Source organism: Glaesserella parasuis (assembly GCF_017352235.1).
Classification (GTDB): domain Bacteria; phylum Pseudomonadota; class Gammaproteobacteria; order Enterobacterales; family Pasteurellaceae; genus Glaesserella; species Glaesserella parasuis.
The window spans coordinates 124,966-149,702 of sequence record NZ_CP071487.1; the positions used below are offsets into that span (position 1 = coordinate 124,966).

The window sequence follows — 24,737 nt, forward strand, 5'->3', positions numbered from 1 at the left end:
ATTTGACCGCTTACAGTAGTGATTTTTGACTGTTTGATTGGCAATTGGAAAATGACACCTCGTACAATTTTTTATAATGCCACTTCCTGCCGGTCTTTAGGCGGATTGTGAAAACTCAACCAAACAGAAAATCAGAGGCTATATTTAATGGCATACTCATATTCCGAGAAAAAGCGTATTCGTAAGAGCTTTGGCAAACGCTCACAAGTTCTGAACGTACCTTATCTATTAACAATTCAGCTCGATTCTTTTGATAAATTTATCCAAAGAGATCCTGAAGGACTTCAAGGTTTAGAAGCGGCATTCCGTTCAGTATTCCCGATTGTGAGCAGCAACGGTGCAACTGAATTACAATACGTTTCTTACGAATTAGGCGAACCCGTATTTGATGTGCGTGAATGCCAAATTCGTGGTACAACCTATGCAGCGCCTTTACGCGTAAAACTTCGTCTTGTGACCTTTGATCGCGAAGCGGCAGCAGGCACAGTAAAAGACATCAAAGAACAAAACGTCTATATGGGTGAAATCCCATTGATGACCGACAACGGTACTTTCGTGATCAACGGTACTGAGCGTGTTATCGTTTCTCAGTTACACCGTAGTCCAGGCGTATTCTTCGATTCTGACAAAGGTAAAACCCACGCTTCAGGTAAAGTGCTTTATAACGCACGCATCATTCCTTACCGTGGTTCTTGGTTAGATTTCGAGTTCGATCCGAAAGACAACCTTTATGCACGTATCGACCGTCGCCGTAAATTACCGGCAACAATCATTCTGCGTGCATTAGGCTACACCACCGAAGAAATCTTAAATATGTTCTTCGAAACTGCGACTTTCCACATTGAAGACAACAGATTATTGATGACCTTAGTACCTGAGCGTCTTCGTGGTGAAACCGCAGCTTTCGACATTGAAGCAAACGGCAAAATCTATGTTGAAAGTGGTCGTCGTATTACCGCTCGTCACATTCGTGCATTAGAAAAAGACAATATTACTCAAATCCAAGTACCGACCGAGTATATCGTAGGTCGTGTGACAGCGAGAGATTACGTTGATCTTTCAACAGGTGAAATTGTTTGCCCAGCAAACAGCGAGATCGGTTTAGAAACCCTTGCAGCATTAGCACAAGCAGGTTACAACGAGATCGAAGTATTATTTACTAACGATCTTGATTACGGTCCGTACATTTCTGAAACCTTGCGTATCGATCCAACTTACGACCGTTTAAGTGCGTTAGTGGAAATCTATCGTATGATGCGTCCAGGTGAGCCACCAACAAAAGAAGCGGCTGAAGCATTATTTGACAATATGTTCTTCTCAACCGACCGCTATGATCTTTCTGCGGTAGGTCGTATGAAGTTCAACCGTTCTTTAGATATTCCTGAAGGCGTAGGCACAGGTATCTTAAGCAACGACGACATCATCGGTGTAATGAAGAAATTGATCGAAATCCGTAACGGTCGTGGTGAAGTCGATGATATTGACCACTTAGGTAACCGTCGTATCCGCTCAGTGGGCGAGATGGCGGAAAACCAATTCCGTATCGGTTTAGTGCGTGTTGAACGTGCGGTGCGTGAGCGTCTTTCATTAGGCGATTTAGATGGCGTGACCCCACAAGATTTAATCAATGCGAAACCAATTTCTGCGGCAGTGAAAGAGTTCTTCGGTTCATCACAACTTTCGCAATTTATGGACCAAAACAACCCGCTTTCAGAAGTCACCCACAAACGTCGTATTTCAGCGTTAGGTTCGGGCGGTTTAACTCGTGAACGTGCAGGCTTTGAAGTGCGTGACGTACACACCACTCACTATGGTCGCTTATGTCCGATTGAAACCCCAGAGGGTCCAAACATCGGTTTGATTAACTCGCTTTCTGTATATGCACGTACCAACAACTACGGCTTCTTAGAAACCCCATTCCGTAAAGTCGTGAATGGTCAAGTGACTGAAGAGATCGAATACTTATCAGCGATTGAAGAAGGTGCTTACGTTATCGCACAGGCGAACTCAAACTTAGATGAGAACTTCCGCTTTACCGATACTTATGTGACCTGTCGTGGTGAACACGGTGAGTCTGGTTTATATCGCCCAGAAGAAATTCACTATATGGACGTTTCAACGCAACAAGTGGTTTCTGTGGCGGCAGCATTAATTCCATTCCTTGAACACGACGATGCGAACCGTGCGTTAATGGGTGCAAACATGCAACGTCAAGCAGTTCCAACATTGCGTGCGGACAAACCATTAGTCGGTACAGGTATGGAAAAACCAATCGCCCTTGACTCTGGTGTTGCGGTGATTGCAAAACGTGGTGGTACTATCCAGTACGTTGATGCTTCTCGTATCGTAGTAAAAGTCAATGAAGATGAAACCGTTGCAGGTGAAGCAGGTATTGATATTTATAACTTAATCAAATATACCCGTTCAAACCAAAACACTTGTATCAACCAAATTCCTTGTGTGAAATTAGGTGAGCCGGTTGGTCGTGGTGAAATCTTAGCTGATGGTCCTTCAACAGATTTAGGTGAGTTGGCGTTAGGTCAAAATATCCGTGTGGCATTTATGCCTTGGAACGGCTATAACTTCGAAGACTCAATGTTAGTCTCTGAGCGTGTAGTACAAGAAGACCGCTTTACTACAATCCACATTCAAGAGTTATCTTGTGTGGCTCGTGATACCAAACTTGGTGCAGAAGAGATCACGGCAGATATTCCAAACGTGGGTGAGTCAGCATTAAGCAAACTGGACGAATCAGGTATCGTGTATATCGGTGCTGAAGTGAAAGGTGGCGATATTCTTGTGGGTAAAGTGACACCAAAAGGTGAAACCCAATTAATCCCGGAAGAAAAATTACTCCGTGCGATCTTCGGTGAAAAAGCATCAGATGTTAAAGATAGTTCGCTTCGTGTACCAAACGGCACATCAGGTACCGTTATCGACGTTCAAGTCTTTACCCGTGATGGCGTAGAAAAAGACAAACGTGCGAAAGACATTGAAGAAATTCAATTACGTGAAGCGAAAAAAGACTTAACCGAAGAGTTAGAGATCTTAGAAGCAGGCTTGTTCACCCGTGTTCGCAACCTATTACTTGAAGGTGGCGTTGCACAAGCAACGTTAGATAACCTTGCACGTGAAAAATGGTTGGAACAAACCCTTGATGACGAAGCAAAACAAAACCAACTTGAACAGCTTGCAGAACAACACGAAGAACTACGCAAAGAGTTTGAACGTAAACTTGAGATCAAACGCAACAAGATCATTCAAGGGGACGATTTAGCACCGGGCGTATTAAAAGTGGTGAAAGTGTATCTTGCGGTGAAACGTCAAATTCAACCTGGGGATAAAATGGCAGGTCGTCACGGTAACAAAGGGGTTATCTCAAAAATTAACCCAGTTGAAGATATGCCGTATGACGAAAACGGTCAGCCAGTTGAGATCGTATTAAACCCATTGGGCGTTCCATCTCGTATGAACATCGGTCAGATCCTTGAAACTCACTTAGGTCTGGCAGCTCGTGGTATCGGTGACCAAATCGACAAGATGATCAAGCAACAGCAAGAGATTGCGAAGTTACGCGAATATATCCAAAAAGCCTATGACTTAGGTCACGGAGCGCAAAGCGTGGATTTAAGCACCTTCTCTGATGAAGAAGTGATGCGTTTAGCACAAAACTTACGCAAAGGCTTACCGCTTGCAACACCGGTATTTGACGGTGCACACGAAAGCGAGATCAAAGGCTTATTAGAATTAGGTGGATTACCGACATCAGGTCAAATTACTTTATATGATGGACGTACCGGTGAGAAATTTGAGCGTCTGGTAACCGTAGGTTATATGTATATGCTCAAATTGAACCACTTAGTTGATGACAAAATGCACGCTCGTTCAACAGGTTCTTATAGTCTTGTTACCCAACAACCACTCGGTGGTAAAGCACAGCTCGGTGGTCAGCGTTTCGGTGAGATGGAGGTATGGGCATTAGAAGCATACGGTGCCGCTTACACCTTACAAGAAATGCTCACGGTGAAATCGGACGACGTAAACGGTCGTACGAAGATGTACAAAAACATCGTGGACGGTACACACTATATGGAACCGGGTATTCCAGAGTCATTCAACGTAATCACGAAAGAAATCCGTGCATTAGCGATTGATATGGAGTTGGATGAAGCGTAAGAACGACAATTTGTAGGGACGCACTGCGTGCGTCCGTGGACACACTCAGTGTGTCCCTACATTCGTTCCCACAAGCGGTCAAATCTTGCAAACAATTTGCCAACACCGACCGCTTGCAACCAAAGATTTTCAGTTGAAATGGGCGACCATTTCAAGAACAAAAACCTCAAATCAGGGGCAAAAACGTGAAAGACTTAGTTAAGTTTTTAAAAGCACAATCTAAATCGAACGACGATTTCGATGTGATTAAAATCGGTTTAGCATCACCAGACAAAATCCGTTCTTGGTCGTTTGGTGAAGTCAAAAAACCAGAAACCATCAACTACCGTACATTCAAACCTGAACGTGACGGTCTTTTCTGTGCGCGTATTTTCGGGCCGGTAAAAGATTACGAATGTCTTTGTGGTAAATACAAACGCTTAAAACACCGTGGTGTGATTTGTGAAAAATGTGGCGTTGAAGTCACCCAAACCAAAGTTCGCCGTGACCGTATGGGACACATTGAACTGGCTTGCCCGGTGGCACACATTTGGTTCTTAAAATCACTTCCGTCCCGTATCGGCTTAATCCTTGATATGCCGTTGCGTGATATTGAACGTGTGCTTTATTTTGAAAGCTATGTCGTGATCGAACCGGGTATGACGGATTTAGAGAAAAATCAGTTATTAACCGAAGAACAGTTCTTAGACGCAGAAGAGCGTTGGGGCGACGAGTTTGAAGCGAAAATGGGTGCAGAAGGTATCCAAGCGTTACTCAAAGACTTAGATTTAGAACATCAATGTGAAATGTTGCGTGAAGAGTTACAAGAAACCAACTCAGAAACCAAACGCAAAAAAATCACTAAACACTTAAAATTACTTGAAGCATTCATTCAATCAGGCAACAAACCTGAATGGATGGTAATGACGGTATTACCGGTTCTTCCACCGGATCTTCGTCCATTAGTTCCGCTTGATGGCGGTCGTTTTGCGACATCTGATCTGAACGATTTATATCGCCGTGTTATTAACCGTAACAACCGTTTAAAACGTCTTTTAGACTTAATCGCACCGGATATTATCGTGCGTAACGAAAAACGTATGTTACAAGAATCGGTTGATGCGTTATTAGATAACGGTCGTCGTGGTCGTGCAATTACGGGTTCTAACAAACGTCCATTAAAATCACTTGCGGACATGATCAAAGGTAAACAAGGTCGTTTCCGTCAAAACTTATTAGGTAAACGTGTAGATTACTCCGGTCGTTCAGTAATCACCGTAGGTCCATACCTACGCTTACACCAATGTGGTTTACCGAAAAAAATGGCGTTGGAATTATTCCGTCCGTTTATCTACTCTAAATTAGAAAGCCGTGGCATTGCTTCAACGATCAAAGCGGCGAAGAAAATGGTAGAGCGTGAAGATCCGATTGTATGGGATATTCTTGCTGAAGTTATCCGTGAACACCCGATCCTGCTTAACCGTGCACCAACACTTCACCGTTTGGGTATCCAAGCGTTTGAACCGTTGTTGATTGAAGGTAAAGCGATCCAGTTACACCCACTTGTGTGTGCGGCGTTCAACGCGGACTTCGACGGTGACCAAATGGCGGTACACGTTCCATTAACGCTTGAAGCACAGTTAGAAGCACGTGCGTTAATGATGTCTACCAACAACGTACTTTCACCGGCAAACGGTGATCCGATTATCGTACCATCTCAGGACGTTGTATTAGGTCTTTACTATATGACCCGTGAGAAAGTAAACGGTAAAGGCGAAGGAATGTACTTCCTTGACCCTCGTGAAGCAGAAAAAGCATACCGTACAGGTCAAGCGGAATTACACTCTCGTGTTAAAGTGCGTATTACTGAATATGAGAAAAACGCAAGCGGTGAGTTTGAAGCAACAACCAGCTTAGTCGATACCACTATCGGTCGTGCAATCCTATGGATGATTTCACCAAAAGGTATGCCGTTTAAACTGTTCAACCAAACTTTAGGCAAAAAAGCGATTTCAAAATTAATCAACGAAAGCTACCGCCGTTTAGGTTTGAAAGAATCAGTTGTATTCGCTGACCAAATTATGTACACAGGTTTTGCATATGCGGCACGTTCCGGTTCATCTGTTGGTATTGATGATATGGTGATTCCAGCACAGAAATACGAAATTATTTCAGCTGCTGAAGAAGAAGTTGCAGAAATCCAAGAGCAGTTCAACTCAGGTCTTGTAACCGCAGGTGAGCGTTATAACAAAGTGATCGATATTTGGGCGGCTGCAAACGAACGTGTTGCGAAAGCGATGATGGAAAACTTATCAACGGAAGAAGTATTAAACCGTGAAGGTAATCCGGAAAAACAAGCATCATTTAACAGCATCTTTATGATGGCAGACTCTGGTGCGCGTGGTTCTGCAGCACAGATTCGTCAGTTAGCAGGTATGCGTGGCTTGATGGCTCGTCCAGACGGTTCGATCATCGAAACCCCAATTACCGCAAACTTCCGTGAAGGTTTGAACGTTCTTCAATACTTTATTTCAACCCACGGTGCACGTAAAGGTCTTGCGGATACCGCATTAAAAACAGCAAACTCAGGTTACTTAACCCGTCGTTTAGTTGATGTGGCACAAGACTTAGTGATCGTAGAAGACGACTGTGGTACACACGAAGGTATCGTGATGACCCCACTTATCGAAGGTGGTGACGTAAAAGAAGCATTGCGTGATCGTGTATTAGGTCGTGTGGTAGCTGAAGATGTCTTAAAACCAGGTTCAGAAGAAGTGTTAATCCCACGTAACACCCTAATTGATGAAAAATGGTGTGATGTGATTGACCGTGAATCTGTTGATGTGATCAAAGTACGCTCAGTCGTAACCTGTAACACAGACTTCGGCGTGTGTGCGAAATGTTACGGTCGTGACCTTGCTCGTGGTCACTTAATCAACCAAGGTGAAGCGATCGGTGTTATTGCGGCACAATCAATCGGTGAACCGGGTACACAGTTAACGATGCGTACATTCCATATCGGTGGTGCGGCATCTGCAGCTGCAAAAGAATCTAGCATTCAAGTGAAAAATGCAGGAACGATCAAACTTACCAATGCGAAATCGGTTACAAACAAAGACGGCAAGTTAGTACTAACTTCTCGTAACACCGAATTAACTGTGGTTGATGCGTTCGGTCGAACTAAAGAGAACTATAAAGTGCCTTACGGTGCGGTGCTTTCAAAAGCAGATGGTGCAGAAGTGAATGCAGGCGAAGTGGTTGCTAACTGGGATCCACATACAATGCCAATCATCTCTGAAGTAAGCGGTTTCATCAAGTTCAGCGACATTGTCGATGGCTTAACCGTAACACGTCAAACCGATGAACTCACAGGTCTTTCATCTGTGGTAGTACAAGATGTGGGTGAGCGTGCAACGGCAGGTAAAGATTTACGTCCAGCATTAAAATTAGTCGATGCACAAGGCAACGATATTTTAATCGCAGGTACCGATGTTGCAGCACAATACTTCTTACCAGGTAAAGCAATTGTTACCTTAAACGACGGTGCAGAAATCTCTGTGGGTGAGGCATTAGCGCGTATTCCACAAGAATCCACAGCGACTAAGGATATTACGGGTGGTCTTCCACGCGTTGCAGACTTATTTGAAGCTCGTAAACCGAAAGAGCCAGCAATCCTTGCGGAAATTTCAGGTATCGTTTCATTTGGTAAAGAAACCAAAGGAAAACGCCGCTTGTTAATTACTCCAGCAGAGGGCGAAACACACGAGGAAATGATTCCGAAATGGCGTCAGCTCAACGTGTTTGAAGGCGAAATGGTACAACGTGGTGATGTGATCTCTGACGGTGCGGAAACGCCACACGACATCTTACGCTTACGTGGTGTTCACGCAGTAACTGAATACATCGTAAACGAAGTGCAAGAAGTTTACCGCTTACAAGGGGTAAAAATTAACGACAAGCACATCGAAGTGATCGTACGTCAAATGTTACGTAAAGCGGTAATTACCAACGCTTACGACTCTGAGTTCTTAGAAGGCGAACAAGTGGAAGTGGCACGTGTGAAAATCGCTAACCGCAAACGTGTTGCTGAAGGTAAACCAGAAGTGGAATTTGAACGTGAATTGCTTGGTATCACCAAAGCATCACTTGCAACAGAATCATTCATTTCTGCAGCATCGTTCCAAGAAACCACTCGTGTGCTTACCGAAGCAGCTGTGGCAGGTAAACGTGACGAATTACGCGGCTTAAAAGAGAACGTTATCGTCGGCCGTTTAATCCCAGCGGGTACTGGTTTTGCATATCATAAAGAACGCGCAAAACGTCGTAGCGTAGATGGAGAAATCAGCGTAGCACAAGCGGCAGTTTCTGCTTCTTCTTTTGCAACTGAGGAAGACATCGAAGCTGAAACCCAAAGCTTTGTTAATGACGAAGCAACTCAAAACCTTGCAGCATTACTAAATGCAGGGTTTGATAGTGATGATGAAGAGTAGTCACTTATAGGTGGGGGTTGCCCCACCGTTGTTAAAATGAAAAAGCCCTCAGAACTGTGAAGTTTTGAGGGCTTTTTGATGCAGATAGTTTTACATTATGAAGAGCAATTTGTATTGTTCAATAAAAGATATTTTTCTTAGAATGGAAAGTCAAACGTACCCAAAGAAAGCATTTACATAAAAATACAGGCATAGTAGACAAATTTGTCTACTATGCTCATAGTGAGAAACTCTCTAAAGGATTGAAGCATTATTGAACATTTTTATAGTATTTAAGTATCCTACCTACATAAATTGCATTTTTCCGTCTTTGATAAAAAATGAAGTGGCATTGTCCTGTCTTTTCCCTTGTATTGGTTTTAGCTGTTCTTGGGTAATTGCAGTAACAAAAACTTGTGAACCGCTTTGATACAGTCGATCAGCCAGTAATTCGCATTTTTGAGTGTCAAGTTCAGAGGCAAAGTCATCAATTAAAAAGATACATTGACGATTTTTTTGAGCAATAAAATACTCTCCTTGCGCAAGCCGTAAGGCACACATCAATAATTTAAGTTGCCCTCTAGAAAGTACGTCTTCTACTGGTAATCCGTTAGCTCGGAAGCGAAAATCCGCTTTTTGAGGACCGACCATAGTATATCCAACGGATCTGTCTCTTTCAAAGCCTTGTGCTAAAAGATCGGCGTAATCTCTCTCTTTTTCCCACCCTTGATAGAAAGTTGCTGTAATTTCTAATTCAGGTAAAAAGAATTGGCAGTTTTTTTCAATGTAGGTAAGAATAGATTCGGCATAGACAGCCCTAGATTGGCTAACTATTTGTGCAAATTTGCTAAGCTCGACATCCCATGGCTTTAGTTCATTATAATGACGAGTTTGTACAAGGGCTGCATTTCGTTGTTTTAGTAGTCGTTTTAGGCTATTCCAATTATGATAGAAGTCAGTATTTTGATGGAACAACCCCCAATCTAGGAATGCTCTGCGATATATTGGTCCTCCATTGAGCAATGTTAAACCTTCAGGGGTAATAACCTGCATTGGAAGAAGATAGGCTAGGTCAGCGATCTTTTTATTACTTTCCCCATTGATTCTTAATATAGTTTCTCCTTGACGATTTTTTTGTAAACCGACAGAGCATTCGTGTTTTTCTTCTTGGATTTTGCCAAATAAAGTGAATTCTTCTTGGTTGTACTTAATGATTCGATTACTAATATGACTTTTAAAGGATTTACCGTGACCAAGGTAGAAAATTGCTTCAAGTAGGCTGGTTTTTCCACTTCCATTTGCTCCAATAAAAAAGTTAAAGCCGTGGTTCAGCTCAAGATCCACAGCTGTTAAATTTCGGAAATTATTAATAATTAAACGAGATAGGGACATGCAAAGATTACTTTTAAATCACATAATAATCTATGTATTAGTTTATTGAGTTAGTAATGGATAATCCCACCAAATATCAAACAAATTACTCACTTCGATTTCAACTAAGCCATTAGCTTCTAACCATTTTTGCACTAATTGACGGTGAGATTCATCACATTTACCTAATTTTTCTAAGCAAATTAAACCTTCCCAATGCAAATAGCCGCTGCCTTCATAAGCTAAGCCATTTGGGCGAATTACTTCATCAATGAAACGATCAACAGTTGTATCAATTTGGTCAATACCAGTACCTTCTACAAATTGGAATTTCACTAAAAAGCCTAATTCTTGGAACTCTGCTAAGTGCATTTTTTTACGCTGTCTGCGATTACGAATTGGTTGAGCCATTTTCTTTCTCCTATTTGAGTAACATTATTTCTTAATAAAATATAAATCCCACACACCGTGTCCTAACTTATGTCCACGTTCTTCAAACTTAGTTAAAGGACGGAAATCAGGGCGAGGGATAAAATCGTTGGTTTCTGATGTATTTTGCAATGAAGCATCAAATTGACGTAATACTTCTAGCATATGCTCGGCGTAGTTTTCCCAGTCTGTCGCAAAATGAATAAAACTATTCGGCGACAGTTTGGTTAATACACGGGTAACAAATTCAGGTTGAACAATACGGCGTTTATGGTGTTTCGCTTTTTGCCACGGATCAGGGAAATAAAGCTGCAATCCACCTAATGATCCATCAGCAATACTATCTCGCAAAATCTCTGTCGCATCGTGGCAGATCACTCGCAGATTTTTCACGCCTTTTTCCAACGCATAAGCGATACAAGCACCAACCCCTGGTGTGTGGACTTCAATCCCAATATAGTTGCGATCAGGATTTTGTTCTGCCATTTCCACGAGTGAACGCCCCATACCGAAGCCAATTTCAAGCACTACAGGATTGCCGTTGCCAAAAATTGCCTCAAAATCAAAAGGCGTATTTTGATAATCCAAACCGAGATTTTCCCAGTTATTATTCATCATATCACGCTGATAATCGCTCAAACGCCCCGTACGCAGTACAAAACTACGCACTTTACGAAGATAGCGACCATCAGCAGTAAATTCAGCACGTTCAACGGTTTTACGTTTTTTATCGGCAAAAGTAATTTTTTCAGACATTTTAATGTTCGCCGATTAAAATCTAACAAGGGCAGAACCCCAAGTCCAACCGCCACCAAAGGCTTCAAGAAGCAATAGTTGCCCACGTTTAATACGCCCGTCACGCACCGCTTCATCTAAGGCTACGGGAATGGTTGCAGCACTGGTGTTGCCATAACGATCTAAGGTGATCACAACCTGTTCCATATCCATCTCTAATTTTTTCGCTGTTGCACTAATAATGCGTAAATTTGCTTGATGTGGTACAAGCCAATCTAACTGAGCTTTTTCCAAATTATTTGCGGTTAAAGTTTCTTCTACCACATCAGAAAGCTGCTTCACGGCTAATTTAAAGGTTTCATTCCCTTGCATTTCAATATAGCCAGATTGTTCATCGCCACGTTGAGCATAAGGCAACACTAACATCTCATTTTTTTCAGGGGAAGCGTGTAAATGCGTAGAAATAATGCCCTGTTCAGTACTTGCTTCTAAAATAACTGCACCTGCACCGTCACCAAATAAGATCACTGTGCTACGATCTGTTTCATCTAAATTACGCGAGTTAAGATCCGAACCGATCACTAAGGCTTTTTTCACTTGTCCTGTACGAACGAACTGATCTGCAACACTTAATGCGTAAACAAATCCAGTACAAGCGGCGGCTACATCAAAAGCAATTGCATCTTCAATGCCTAACAAACCTTGAATTTGACAGGCAGCACTTGGATAAGCGTGAGAATTACTGGTTGTTCCCACCACAATTAAATTGATCTCTTGCAGATCGATATTGGCCTGTTCCAAACATTTCTTAGCTGCTTCAAAGCCCATTGTTGCAACAGTTTCATCGGCTGCAGCAATGCGACGTTCTTTGATACCTGAGCGAGTAACAATCCACTCATCTGAGGTTTCTACCATTTTTTCTAAATCAGCATTTGTACGAACTTGGGTGGGCATATAGCTTCCCGTCGCTAAAATTTTGCTGTACATATTTTTTTCTCAACTTTTCTAGATTGCTAGATATTATAACTATAACCCTCTAAAAATAGTAGGGGATAGGAGCAATTATAAAGGTAAATCATTCTCGACAATTCGCAAAAAATCACTAAAATCATACCGCTTATATCAAAAGGAAATTCAATGAAACTCAATCCTCAACAACAACAAGCGGTAGAATATGTCAATGGGGCTTGCCTTGTTCTGGCGGGTGCTGGTTCGGGCAAGACACGGGTGATCATCAATAAAATTGCTCATCTGATTGCCCGTTGCGGTTATTCGCCGAAGCAGATTGCGGCGGTGACTTTTACCAATAAAGCTGCCCGTGAAATGCGTGAGCGTGTGGCACATTCTATCGGTAAGGAAAGTAGTCGAGGATTGACGATTTCAACCTTTCACACCCTTGGTTTTGAGATTTTAAAACGTGAACATAAATTACTCGGCTATAAGTCGGGGATGACGCTGTTTGACGAACACGATCAGCTGGCGTTGTTGAAACATCTGTTGCCTGAAAATGTGACGGAAGATAAAGATCTGTTGAAATTGTTGGTGGCGACCATTTCTAACTGGAAAAACGATCTGCTTTTGCCCGAACAGACGATTGTCTTAGCAAAAAGCGATCGTGATCGGGCGTTCAGCCATTTTTACGATCAATATCAAAATCAGCTCAAAGCCTACAATGCTTTGGATTTTGATGATTTAATTATGTTGCCGACTTTGCTGTTTAAGCAATTTCCTGAAGCTAAAGAGCGTTGGCAGCAGAAAATCCGTTATTTGTTGGTGGACGAATATCAAGACACCAACACCAGCCAATATGAATTGATTAAGCTGTTGGTCGGTTGTGATGGCAATTTTACCGTGGTAGGCGATGACGATCAGTCGATCTACTCGTGGCGTGGGGCAAAGCCTGAAAATATGGGGCGGCTGCAACAGGATTTTCCGAAGCTCAAAGTGATTAAACTCGAGCAAAATTACCGCTCTAGTCAACGGATTTTGCACTGTGCCAACATTCTGATTGATAACAACGATCACTTGTTTGATAAACGCCTCTTTTCGCAGTTGGGCGAAGGCGAAAAGCTCAATGTGATTGAAGCAAAAAATGAAGAACGAGAAGCTGAACGTATTGTGGGTGAGTTGATTGCACACCGTTTTTCACGCAAAACCAAGTATAAAGATTATGCAATTTTATATCGTGGCAATCATCAATCTCGCTTGTTGGAAAAGTTGCTGATCCAAAACCGTATTCCCTACAAAATCTCAGGCGGAACGTCTTTCTTTGCCAAAGCCGAAATCAAGGATATGTTGGCCTATCTGCGGTTATTGGTGAACCAAGATGACGATGCGGCATTTTTACGCATTGTGAATACGCCGAAACGGGAAATCGGGGCGGCGACGCTTGAAAAATTAGGGCAACTTGCCAATGAAAAACAGGTGAGCCTATTTGAAGCTATTTTTGATTTTGAACTGATCCAACGTTTAACCCCAAAACCGTATCAAGCCTTGCAGGACTTTGCTCGCTGGGTGGTGGAATTATCCGATCAAGCGGTCAGATCCGAGCCGAAATCTGCAATTCAGGATATGTTGGCGAAAATTCAATATGAAGCCTATCTCTACGAAACGGCGGCAACCCCGAAATCCGCAGAAATGCAAAGTCGCAATGTGCAAACACTGTTTGAATGGGTGGAGAAAATGTTGGAAGGCGATGAACTCAGCGAGCCGATGAGCTTAAATCAAGTCGTCACCAATTTGACCCTAAGAGATATGATGGAACGTGGCGAAGATGATGACGAAAGCGATCAGGTGCAACTGATGACATTACACGCCTCTAAAGGGTTGGAATTTCCACACGTTTTCTTGATCGGTATGGAAGAAGGCATTTTGCCACACCAAACCAGCATAGATGAAGACAATGTGGAAGAAGAACGCCGTCTGGCTTATGTTGGCATTACCCGTGCACAACAGACACTGACTTTTTCTTTATGCAAAGAACGCCGTCAATATGGCGAAATAATTAAACCCGAAATCAGCCGATTTTTACTCGAATTACCGCAAGATGATTTGCAATGGGAACGAGATAAACCTAAACTGAGTGAGCAAGAACGCCAGCAAAAAGTATCTGCTGGACTAAATAGCTTAATGGCTATGGTACAAGCGAATAGGAAATAGAATACTTGATGTTATCGAACAATTTGTATTAATGGTGAAATATCATCGTTTACAAAGATTTCTTTTTCAGCCATTGAGGCTATTTGTTCGTGGGAATATTTTTTGGCGTTGTATACAACAACTATGCTTGTATCTCCAATATGTAAAAAGTGATTTTTTCCAAAATCTGTGTAACACGTTGCTCCGATACTAATAATTGCTTTATTGGGATAATCTGCTTTTTTAATTAGTTCAGATATATTATTCATTGGATCTTGATTGGGTTGGTTGTTCATTCTATCAATGATCCAAGCTAACAATTTCTGATGGAAATAGCTATAGCTAATAACTGGACTATCTACTCCATATTCCGAAAGTTTGCCATCACGTTTATGAAAACAGGCAATGTGGTAGCTATCTAAATTTCCCCCCTGTTCAAATTTATCTAATGCAATTTGTACAGAAGAAATACCTTTTGAATGGGCTCCCCAATTTTTCTTTTCGCAAATTTTACGGGCATCAGGCCGGCGAATTGAACAATCATTATAGGCTGCAAAATGTGTTGGTCTTAATGCAATCACACGACCTTCTTTATATTCAATATCACAAATTAATGCAACTTCAGGTTCAATTTGGAGATTGTCTGCTTTCTCAGGAAAAACAATGATATCGTGAGAGAGAGGATATGTTGAAAGAAATTGTTCATTTTTGTCTAGATGTTCGCTAGGAACATAAAAGGGAAAAATAGCTTTTGGTTGATGAACTTCGCTAGTTTGAATTTTCACAAAATCCCTATCCTCTCCAGCTTGTTCTAAATGCCCAGTAAAATTACCAGCAACGCCCAGTCCAATGAATTTAGAATTTTCCATACCTAATCTCCAAGAAATTCAATATATGTAAATATTATTTTACTGATTTTATACAGAAATAACGATAGGTATTGTAACTATTTGTTATTCAGGCAGTTCTTTTTAATACCTATTAATATGATACATGTTTTTTATAAATTGTATTTGTTTTTCAATAAGTTAGCATTATACTGCACAGATTTTAACATCGGAATCCCATAGTGTTCAAATATCAATGTACGGGAATATTTCGTATCAATGATAATTGAATATCAATTTTTCTTAAGAGAGTCAATCAATGAAAAAAATGATATTGAGAGTGGTTAATAACCATCAAACAAAAGACATTGTTTTGAACGGTGCTAAAACGGTTGTTCAAAAAGCAGAGAAAGGAACAAAATACCAACTAATAGATGAACATGGAAATTTAATTACTAATGCTAAAGCGGAAGTTGTTGGAAACGATCTTGCTATTTCGGTAGAAGGAAGTCAGCAACCTAGTTTAGTGTGACAAGATTATCAACTACATTATCCTATAGAAAATGCACAATATTTAGCAAATACTCAAGCCTCATTTGCTACAGCAGAAAGTGCCGCAGCTGCAGCTGAGATTTCGGCGGTTGCTTCCACAAGTATCGCATCAACATTAAGCACAGCACAACTGGTTGGTCTTAGTTTAGGTGCGGTAACTGCGGCAACAGCTGGCGTTGTATCAGAAACAGTTAGAAACCATACGAGTAAATCGTCTTCATCCTCAAAATCATCAATGCAATCAAATCATGTTGAGAATAGTGTACCCCAAATTACTCTAGATCAGATTACCAATGATAACCTTATTGATTATATAGAATCTCAACAGGAAAAAATTACGATCACTGGGTCTGTGACTAATGCAAATAACGGTGATATTGTTACGTTGAAAGTAGGGGAAGCAGTATCAACTGGTCCGGTTACAGATGGACGTTTTGCGATTGAAGTTACCGCAAAAGATAAGATGGATAACCCAGCAAAAGCTCCTGTAGAAAAAGAATATCAAGTTGATACGATTGCACCTGAAGTCAAACTCGGCCTTGAACCTATTGCAGGCGATAATGCAATTAGCAGCGATGAACGTTCGGGCAATATTACGATTTCAGGTAGTGATGCTCAGGCAGGACAAACCGTAAAAATAATGGTAAATAGCCAAGAAAAATCGGCAGTTGTAGATAGCAATTTAAAATTCAAACTTGAAGTTCCAGCAAGCGATCTTATTGCAACCGATAAATATGTGGTAAAAGCAAGTGTTACAGGCAATAACAATGCTTCTGCCAATACTGCTCGTGCTTATAGTGTCGATAAAGAAGTCGTTGCTCAAATTGATATTAAGAAAGTGGGCGACTTTTCGTTAAATATGGGCGAAATTGAACCGCTTGTACGCATTAAAGGCAATGTTGAGTTCACTGATGTCTATGCTGTGGGTTTAAATCACAAACGCTTGCTTGAAGTGAAAGTGAAGTTTGGCGATAAAGTTTATAAGGCTGGTTTCCACGATAAACAGTTCTTCCTTGATATTCCTGCAAGTGAATTAGCTGAATTAACCGGGAAGGACGTTTCATTATCGTTTTCTTTAGCAACAGGCGTTAAGGGTGACTACCATAACAATATTTATGGGCTAACCAAAAAAGATGATGGTTCCTATGCGACTTGGATCAGTTATGGTACAAGAACACCTGCAGTGAAAACAGTAACTTTCGACAGTCCACATTTAGAAAGACAATCTGATACCAGCTACAAAGCAAATTACAAAGCAGAACAACAGGTTGAGGTAAGCGGAACTGTTACAGCAGCGGCGAATAGCTCTGTGAAAGTCGGTGATACTGTTGTGGTCAAAGTAGGTGAAAAGAGCTATGAAACCAAAGTGCAAGCGGGTAATACCTTCTCGACAATGGTTGATAAAAAAGCCTTGGTCCAAACGGATAAAGTAACAGCAACATTAACAACTAAAGACTTGGCTGAAAAAGAGATCCAAGTAACTGATGTAGAGAGAGTTGTAACACCAAGTAATATAAGCAGTAAGCACGTTATTGTACAAAATCAACCACCGAAAGAGATTAATAATGATCACTCTACTGATGGCTATAATTTCCCTTATTTTATTGAAAAAGTGCAAGATGATCATTCACAAGCGGGTTGGAGCACGGCTTATTTTGTCAAACGTTTAGGTGGATTTGGTCTGAGCTACAATGTACCGGCAGGTTCACCGCAAGAGAAACCTGCGGTGATTAAATATTATTTCCACGGTTCAGAGCAATTGGAGTTTGAAACAGGCGGAAGTGTTCCAAGCGATGCGTTACAAGATACGAGATTGAAAGAGATTTTTAGAGAGGTTTATGATCAATACTCAAGCTATCTTAACGTTGAATTTGTGGAAAGTAAGGTGGTTCCTGTTACAGATAGACAAAGTTTAGTGATTAATTTTGGCAAAATGACGAACGGTTCTGCTGCTGTGGCAATGAGCGGGGGAAATATCACTTGGAATGCAGCAAATGATTATAAGAGCTGGGGCGAGGATTACAGTTATTACACCGCATTACACGAAATAGGCCATACCTTAGGAATGCCGCATACTGATTCCACAACAGAATTTGGTAAAGACTATTTGATTGAAGACAGTTCTGAGTTTTCAGTGATGTCTTATAACCGTTATGTAAACAATAGCTTATATCAGAAGTTACATTCTTTGCGAATGTATGATTTAGCCTATTTACAAAATCGTTTTGGTGTGAATGCGAAATCTCGTGCTGGAGATGATGTTTATACCTTTGCTGATTTTAATACTTACGCCTCCGATGGTGGTCGTTATATTTGGGATGGCGCAGGGATTGATACCTTTGACGCATCTAAAGAGCAAGCAGGGGTCTATGTTAATTTAAATCCAGGCTCTTGGATTTATGTTGGTGAGACAAAAGAGAAAAATTTCTTGATTAAAAGCGTTCACAGTAGTAAGCAGGACGTAAAAATATACTTTGGCTTACCTGATAAAGCAACAGTGGATAGTAATGGGGCTGTGAATGCGCCTCTAGATATTTCTGATGTCGAATATACAAAAGGTCAAGCCTATATCGGACAAGGTACACAAATTGAAAATCTACTTGGTTCCGCACATAGCGACACTTTAATCGGTAATGCCGCAGACAATAATATTTACGGCGGAGCGGGTGATGATACATTAATTGGCGGGGAAGGTGAGGATACTTTTGTTTTCAATGCTAGTTTGAATGGTAAGGCAGATGTTATTACCGATTTCAGTGCTGAAGATAAAATTGAATTATCCAAAACGATCTTTAGTAGTTTAACAAGTGCAGATAAAGTGATAGAACATATTCAATATGATTCATCAACAGGGAAATTAAGCTACGATAGTGATGGAAGCGGAAAAGGCAATGCGATTCATTTTGCAACACTTTCGACATCATCGCTTTTCACAGTAGAGAGCAATGTATTTATTATTGCTTGATGTATTGTGAAAAAGTAATGAAAATCGACCGCTTGTCGCTAAAAATTCACTCAAACTGAATTTCTTTTCACCAAGCGATCATTTTTTTCAAATTTTTTGCAAAAAAGTACTTGCGTTGGATTTGAATTTCTCTATAATGCACACCACACAACGACGCGCTGTTGTGAAGTAGTTAAATTTGACAGTGCGTCGTTCTTTTTTGCTCTTTAACAACTTATCAGACAATCTGTGTGGGCACTTGTTGATTGACTTTGTTTTAAAATATTTTTTAATTTTGAAGTCTTGATAGGTGCTTAAACTAGAAATTCATTTTTACTTAAAAGTAATATGTAAACTTTAGCTAAGCAGTTTATTGAGCGATTAAACTTTTTAAATTGAAGAGTTTGATCATGGCTCAGATTGAACGCTGGCGGCAGGCTTAACACATGCAAGTCGAACGGTAGCAGGGAGGAAGCTTGCTTTCTTTGCTGACGAGTGGCGGACGGGTGAGTAATGCTTGGGGATCTGGCTTATGGAGGGGGATAACGACGGGAAACTGTCGCTAATACCGCGTAATGTCTAAGGACTAGAGGGTGGGACTTTCGGGCCACCTGCCATAAGATGAGCCCAAGTGGGATTAGGTAGTTGGTGGGGTAAAGGCCTACCAAGCCGACGATCTCTAGCTGGTCTGAGAGGATGACCAGCCACACTGGAACTGAGACACGGTCCAGACTCCTACGGGAGGCAGCAGTGGGGAATATTGCACAATGGGGGGAACCCTGATGCAGCCATGCCGCGTGAATGAAGAAGGCCTTCGGGTTGTAAAGTTCTTTCGGTGATGAGGAAGGGTGATGTTTTAATAGAGCATTACATTGACGTTAGTCACAGAAGAAGCACCGGCTAACTCCGTGCCAGCAGCCGCGGTAATACGGAGGGTGCGAGCGTTAATCGGAATGACTGGGCGTAAAGGGCACGCAGGCGGTGACTTAAGTGAGATGTGAAAGCCCCGAGCTTAACTTGGGAATTGCATTTCATACTGGGTGGCTAGAGTATTTTAGGGAGGGGTAGAATTCCACGTGTAGCGGTGAAATGCGTAGAGATGTGGAGGAATACCGAAGGCGAAGGCAGCCCCTTGGGAAAATACTGACGCTCATGTGCGAAAGCGTGGGGAGCAAACAGGATTAGATACCCTGGTAGTCCACGCTGTAAACGCTGTCGATTTGGGGATTGGGCTTTATGTTTGGTGCCCGTAGCTAACGTGATAAATCGACCGCCTGGGGAGTACGGCCGCAAGGTTAAAACTCAAATGAATTGACGGGGGCCCGCACAAGCGGTGGAGCATGTGGTTTAATTCGATGCAACGCGAAGAACCTTACCTACTCTTGACATCCTAAGAAGCTTTCAGAGATGAGAGTGTGCCTTCGGGAACTTAGAGACAGGTGCTGCATGGCTGTCGTCAGCTCGTGTTGTGAAATGTTGGGTTAAGTCCCGCAACGAGCGCAACCCTTATCCTTTGTTGCCAGCGATTCGGTCGGGAACTCAAAGGAGACTGCCAGTGATAAACTGGAGGAAGGTGGGGATGACGTCAAGTCATCATGGCCCTTACGAGTAGGGCTACACACGTGCTACAATGGTGCATACAGAGGGTGACGAAGCCGCGAGGTGGAGTGAATCTCAGAAAGTGCATCTAAGTCCGGATTGGAGTCTGCAACTCGACTCCATGAAGTCGGAATCGCTAGTAATCGCGAATCAGAATGTCGCGGTGAATACGTTCCCGGGCCTTGTACACACCGCCCGTCACACCATGGGAGTGGGTTGTACCAGAAGTAGATAGCTTAACTGAAAGGGGGGGCGTTTACCACGGTATGATTCATGACTGGGGTGAAGTCGTAACAAGGTAACCGTAGGGGAACCTGCGGTTGGATCACCTCCTTACCTGAATGAAGAGATTTGCAAGTGTTCACACAGATTGTTTGGTAATTGTAGACAAGGAATAGAGCAAGAAAACAGACACAAGCGGTCAGATTTGCGATAAAATTTGCAAATTGACAGGATGAAGGAAAGCATCTTTAAATGTTGTCCCCATCGTCTAGAGGCCTAGGACATCGCCCTTTCACGGCGGTAACCGGGGTTCGAATCCCCGTGGGGACGCCATTTAAAGATGATTTTTTGTCGAAAGATAAGTGATTATCGAATGTTCTTTAAAAATTTGGAAACAAGCTGAAAACTGAGAGATTTTCTGTAGGGGCAAATCACATTTGCCCTGAAACAAGAAAGTCTGAGTAGTAAGAAAAATCTTGACTGAACAAAAGCAGTCAAGTGTTTAGTAGTTAATATCAACTTCAAGTGAAAATGTTTGAGGTTGTATGGTTAAGTGACTAAGCGTACACGGTGGATGCCTAGGCAATCAGAGGCGAAGAAGGACGTGCTAATCTGCGAAAAGCTTGGATGAGTTGATAAGAAGCGTTTAATCCAAGATATCCGAATGGGGAAACCCAGTAGATGAAGAATCTACTATCAATAGATGAATACATAGTCTGTTGAGGCAAACCGGGAGAACTGAAACATCTAAGTACCCCGAGGAAAAGAAATCAACCGAGATTTTGTCAGTAGCGGCGAGCGAAAGCGAAAGAGCCAGCAAGTGATAGCAGCAAAGACAGAAGAATTGGCTGGGAAGCCAAGCGACACAGGGTGATAGCCCCGTATTTTAAGTTTATGTTGTGGTACTAAACTTGCAACAAGTAGGGCGGGACACGAGAAATCCTGTTTGAAGATGGGGGGACCATCCTCCAAGGCTAAATACTCCTGATTGACCGATAGTGAACCAGTACTGTGAAGGAAAGGCGAAAAGAACCCCAGTGAGGGGAGTGAAATAGAACCTGAAACCGTGTACGTACAAGCAGTGGGAGCCCTTTTGGGTGACTGCGTACCTTTTGTATAATGGGTCAGCGACTTATATTTTGTAGCGAGGTTAACTGAATAAGGGAGCCGAAGGGAAACCGAGTCTTAACTGGGCGGTGAGTTGCAAGGTATAGACCCGAAACCCGGTGATCTAGCCATGGGCAGGTTGAAGGTTGGGTAACACTAACTGGAGGACCGAACCGACTAATGTTGAAAAATTAGCGGATGACTTGTGGCTGGGGGTGAAAGGCCAATCAAACCGGGAGATAGCTGGTTCTCCCCGAAATCTATTTAGGTAGAGCCTTATGTGAATACCTTCGGGGGTAGAGCACTGTTTCGGCTAGGGGTTCATCCCGGATTACCAACCCGATGCAAACTGCGAATACCGAAGAGTAATGCATAGGAGACACACAGTGGGTGCTAACGTCCATCGTGGAGAGGGAAACAACCCAGACCGCCAGCTAAGGTCCCAAAGTCTATATTAAGTGGGAAACGAAGTGGGAAGGCTTAGACAGCTAGGATGTTGGCTTAGAAGCAGCCACCATTTAAAGAAAGCGTAATAGCTCACTAGTCGAGTCGGCCTGCGCGGAAGATGTAACGGGGCTAAAATATAGCACCGAAGCTGCGGCATCAGGCGTATCACAAATACGCCTTCGATTAACAACATCGAATGAAGTGAAACGGAATAAGATGTTGGTCAAGCACCCAACACGTTGAGTTGGCATAAAGTGCGGATAGAAATCAGAGGAATATTTGTGATACGCCTGTTGGGTAGGGGAGCGTTGTGTAAGTCGATGAAGGTGTATTGAGAAGTATGCTGGAGATATCACAAGTGCGAATGCTGACATAAGTAACGATAAAACGAGTGAAAAACTCGTTCGCCGGAAGACCAAGGGTTCCTGTCCAACGTTAATCGGGGCAGGGTGAGTCGGCCCCTAAGGCGAGGCTGAAAAGCGTAGTCGATGGGAAACGGGTTAATATTCCCGTACTTGGTAAAGCTGCGATGTGGGGACGGAGAAGGTTAGGTTAGCAGACTGTTGGATGTCTGTTTAAGTTGGTAGGTGGGAAGTTTAGGCAAATCCGGACTTCCATAACACTGAGAGATGATGACGAGTTTCTACGGAAATGAAGTAACTGATACCACGCTTCCAGGAAAAGCCACTAAGCGAAAGGCTTTACTAAACCGTACTGAAAACCGACACAGGTGGTCAGGTAGAGAATACTCAGGCGCTTGAGAGAACTCGGGTGAAGGAACTAGGCAAAATAGCACCGTAACTTCGGGAGAAGGTGCGCTGGCGTAGGTTGTAAGAGTATACCTCCGAAGGCTGAACCAGTCGAAGATACCAGCTGGCTGCAACTGTTTATTAAAAACACAGCACTCTGCAAACACGAAAGTGGACGTATAGGGTGTGATGCCTGCCCGGTGCTGGAAGGTTAATTGATGGTGTTATCGAAAGAGAAGCTCCTGATCGAAGCCCCAGTAAACGGCGGCCGTAACTATAACGGTCCTAAGGTAGCGAAATTCCTTGTCGGGTAAGTTCCGACCTGCACGAATGGCATAATGATGGCCAGGCTGTCTCCACCCGAGACTCAGTGAAATTGAAATCGCCGTGAAGATGCGGTGTACCCGCGGCTAGACGGAAAGACCCCGTGAACCTTTACTATAGCTTGACACTGAACATTGAATTTTGATGTGTAGGATAGGTGGGAGACTTAGAAGCAGGCACGCCAGTGCTTGTGGAGTCGTCCTTGAAATACCACCCTTTAACGTTTGATGTTCTAACGAAGATTACGAAACGTGGTCTCGGACAGTGTCTGGTGGGTAGTTTGACTGGGGCGGTCTCCTCCCAAAGCGTAACGGAGGAGCACGAAGGTTTGCTAATCACGGTCGGACATCGTGAGGTTAGTGCAATGGTATAAGCAAGCTTAACTGCGAGACAGACAAGTCGAGCAGGTGCGAAAGCAGGTCATAGTGATCCGGTGGTTCTGAATGGAAGGGCCATCGCTCAACGGATAAAAGGTACTCCGGGGATAACAGGCTGATACCGCCCAAGAGTTCATATCGACGGCGGTGTTTGGCACCTCGATGTCGGCTCATCACATCCTGGGGCTGAAGTAGGTCCCAAGGGTATGGCTGTTCGCCATTTAAAGTGGTACGCGAGCTGGGTTTAGAACGTCGTGAGACAGTTCGGTCCCTATCTGCCGTGGGCGTTGGAGAATTGAGAGGGGCTGCTCCTAGTACGAGAGGACCGGAGTGGACGCATCACTGGTGTACCAGTTGTCTCGCCAGAGGCATTGCTGGGTAGCTAAATGCGGAAGAGATAAGTGCTGAAAGCATCTAAGCACGAAACTCGCCTTAAGATGAGTTCTCCCTAGCTATAAGCTAGTAAGGGTTGTTGGAGACTACGACGTAGATAGGTCTGGTGTGTAAGCGGTGTGAGCCGTTGAGCTAACAGATACTAATTGCCCGAGAGGCTTAACTATACAACCTCAAGCGTTTTTGAAGTAGACGTGAGAGAGTTAGAGAGCTAAATAGAAACGAAAAGACTAAACAAAACTCAGAGAACAGCTTGTTTCGAATAAGAATAGTGTGGGGGCAAATTACATTTGCCCTTAAAGAACAGAAAAAGAAGATAGAGAAAGTCATTGAAAGATTTTCCCGACGACAATAGTGCAGTTGTCCCACCTGATTCCATACCGAACTCAGAAGTGAAAAGCTGTAACGTCGATGGTAGTGTGGGGATTCCCCATGTGAGAGTAGAGCATCGTCGGGGTTTTATTAACTTAGTTCATTAAATTAGTGAACTAACTTAATAAAAGAATTTCTTGGCAACCATAGTGCTGTGGTCCCACCTGACTCCATACCGAACTCAGAAGTGAAACGCAGTTACGCCGATGGTAGTGTGGGGCTTCCCCATGTGAGAGTAGGGCATTGCCAAGTACCCAATTTGCGGAGCGGTAGTTCAGCTGGTTAGAATACCTGCCTGTCACGCAGGGGGTCGCGGGTTCGAGTCCCGTCCGTTCCGCCACTTATTTATAAGCGAGTAAATTACTCGCTTTAACTATATGTAAATAATTATATAGGGGCGTAGTTCAATTGGTAGAGCACCGGTCTCCAAAACCGGGTGTTGGGAGTTCGAGCCTCTCCGCCCCTGCCATGTTTCAAATAAACCGATTAGTTTTGCTAATCGATTTTTTCATTTCAGTCGACCTTCC

At 42.8% G+C, this 24,737-nt stretch carries 10 protein-coding genes, 3 tRNA genes and 4 rRNA genes; 12 read left to right on the plus strand and 5 right to left on the minus strand.

Annotation, left to right across the window (positions count from 1 at the left end; translation table 11 throughout):
* The first annotated feature begins 147 nt into the window (after positions 1-147).
* Both rpoB and rpoC read left to right on the plus strand, forming a co-directional pair.
* Positions 148-4,176 carry a DNA-directed RNA polymerase subunit beta gene (gene rpoB / locus J1G47_RS00665; RefSeq protein WP_010787245.1) on the plus strand — a complete coding sequence of 1,343 codons (4,029 nt, stop codon included), beginning with the start codon at positions 148-150 and terminating at the stop codon, positions 4,174-4,176.
* 185 nt (positions 4,177-4,361) lie between these two features.
* Positions 4,362-8,645, plus strand: a complete 4,284-nt coding sequence (gene rpoC / locus J1G47_RS00670) for a DNA-directed RNA polymerase subunit beta' (protein ID WP_005712650.1) — start codon at positions 4,362-4,364, stop codon at positions 8,643-8,645.
* 285 nt (positions 8,646-8,930) lie between these two features.
* Here the strand turns inward: rpoC and recF are convergent, their stop codons facing one another.
* From recF to J1G47_RS00690, 4 genes are read right to left on the minus strand one after another with little or no spacing between them, the layout of a single operon-like run.
* Positions 8,931-10,016 (minus strand): DNA replication/repair protein RecF, encoded by a 1,086-nt coding sequence (recF, locus tag J1G47_RS00675; RefSeq protein WP_005712648.1) that lies wholly within the window; start codon positions 10,014-10,016, stop codon positions 8,931-8,933.
* Between the two features lie 42 nt (positions 10,017-10,058).
* Positions 10,059-10,406, minus strand: a complete 348-nt coding sequence (locus tag J1G47_RS00680) for a YggL family protein (RefSeq protein ID WP_005712645.1) — start codon at positions 10,404-10,406, stop codon at positions 10,059-10,061.
* Positions 10,407-10,430: 24 nt separating this feature from the next.
* Positions 10,431-11,180 carry a tRNA (guanosine(46)-N7)-methyltransferase TrmB gene (trmB, locus tag J1G47_RS00685; protein WP_010787244.1) on the minus strand — a complete coding sequence of 250 codons (750 nt, stop codon included), beginning with the start codon at positions 11,178-11,180 and terminating at the stop codon, positions 10,431-10,433.
* Between the two features lie 15 nt (positions 11,181-11,195).
* Positions 11,196-12,146 (minus strand): beta-ketoacyl-ACP synthase III, encoded by a 951-nt coding sequence (locus J1G47_RS00690; protein WP_010787243.1) that lies wholly within the window; start codon positions 12,144-12,146, stop codon positions 11,196-11,198.
* 150 nt (positions 12,147-12,296) lie between these two features.
* Here J1G47_RS00690 and rep point away from each other — a divergent pair, with 150 nt between their 5' ends.
* The gene (gene rep, locus J1G47_RS00695) at positions 12,297-14,318 is read left to right on the plus strand and encodes a DNA helicase Rep (RefSeq protein ID WP_207326689.1); all 2,022 of its coding nucleotides are present in this window, start codon (positions 12,297-12,299) and stop codon (positions 14,316-14,318) included.
* Between the two features lie 11 nt (positions 14,319-14,329).
* Here rep and J1G47_RS00700 read toward each other — a convergent pair whose 3' ends face one another.
* Entirely contained in the window at positions 14,330-15,166 is an 837-nt protein-coding gene (locus J1G47_RS00700; RefSeq protein ID WP_021114366.1) for a DUF5718 family protein, read from the minus strand.
* Between the two features lie 277 nt (positions 15,167-15,443).
* Here J1G47_RS00700 and J1G47_RS00705 point away from each other — a divergent pair, with 277 nt between their 5' ends.
* The 9 genes from J1G47_RS00705 to J1G47_RS00745 all read left to right on the plus strand — a co-directional run bounded on the left by J1G47_RS00705 (position 15,444) and on the right by J1G47_RS00745 (position 24,679).
* Positions 15,444-15,656, plus strand: a complete 213-nt coding sequence (locus J1G47_RS00705; protein WP_005712633.1) for a hypothetical protein — start codon at positions 15,444-15,446, stop codon at positions 15,654-15,656.
* A gap of 255 nt (positions 15,657-15,911) precedes the next feature.
* Entirely contained in the window at positions 15,912-18,641 is a 2,730-nt protein-coding gene (locus J1G47_RS00710) for an Ig-like domain-containing protein (protein WP_005712630.1), read from the plus strand.
* A gap of 371 nt (positions 18,642-19,012) precedes the next feature.
* A 16S ribosomal RNA gene (locus J1G47_RS00715) occupies positions 19,013-20,555 on the plus strand.
* Between the two features lie 143 nt (positions 20,556-20,698).
* Positions 20,699-20,774: transfer RNA gene (locus tag J1G47_RS00720), tRNA-Glu, on the plus strand.
* 214 nt (positions 20,775-20,988) lie between these two features.
* Positions 20,989-24,005: ribosomal RNA gene (locus J1G47_RS00725) — 23S ribosomal RNA — on the plus strand.
* A 174-nt stretch (positions 24,006-24,179) separates the two neighbouring features.
* Positions 24,180-24,295 (plus strand): 5S ribosomal RNA (rrf, locus tag J1G47_RS00730).
* A gap of 51 nt (positions 24,296-24,346) precedes the next feature.
* Positions 24,347-24,462: ribosomal RNA gene (gene rrf, locus J1G47_RS00735) — 5S ribosomal RNA — on the plus strand.
* The 16S, 23S and 5S rRNA genes sit together here with 3 tRNA genes alongside, the layout of an rRNA operon.
* Positions 24,463-24,473: 11 nt before the next feature.
* Positions 24,474-24,550 (plus strand) — tRNA-Asp (locus tag J1G47_RS00740).
* Between the two features lie 53 nt (positions 24,551-24,603).
* A tRNA-Trp gene (locus J1G47_RS00745) sits at positions 24,604-24,679 on the plus strand.
* Positions 24,680-24,737: the final 58 nt, after the last annotated feature.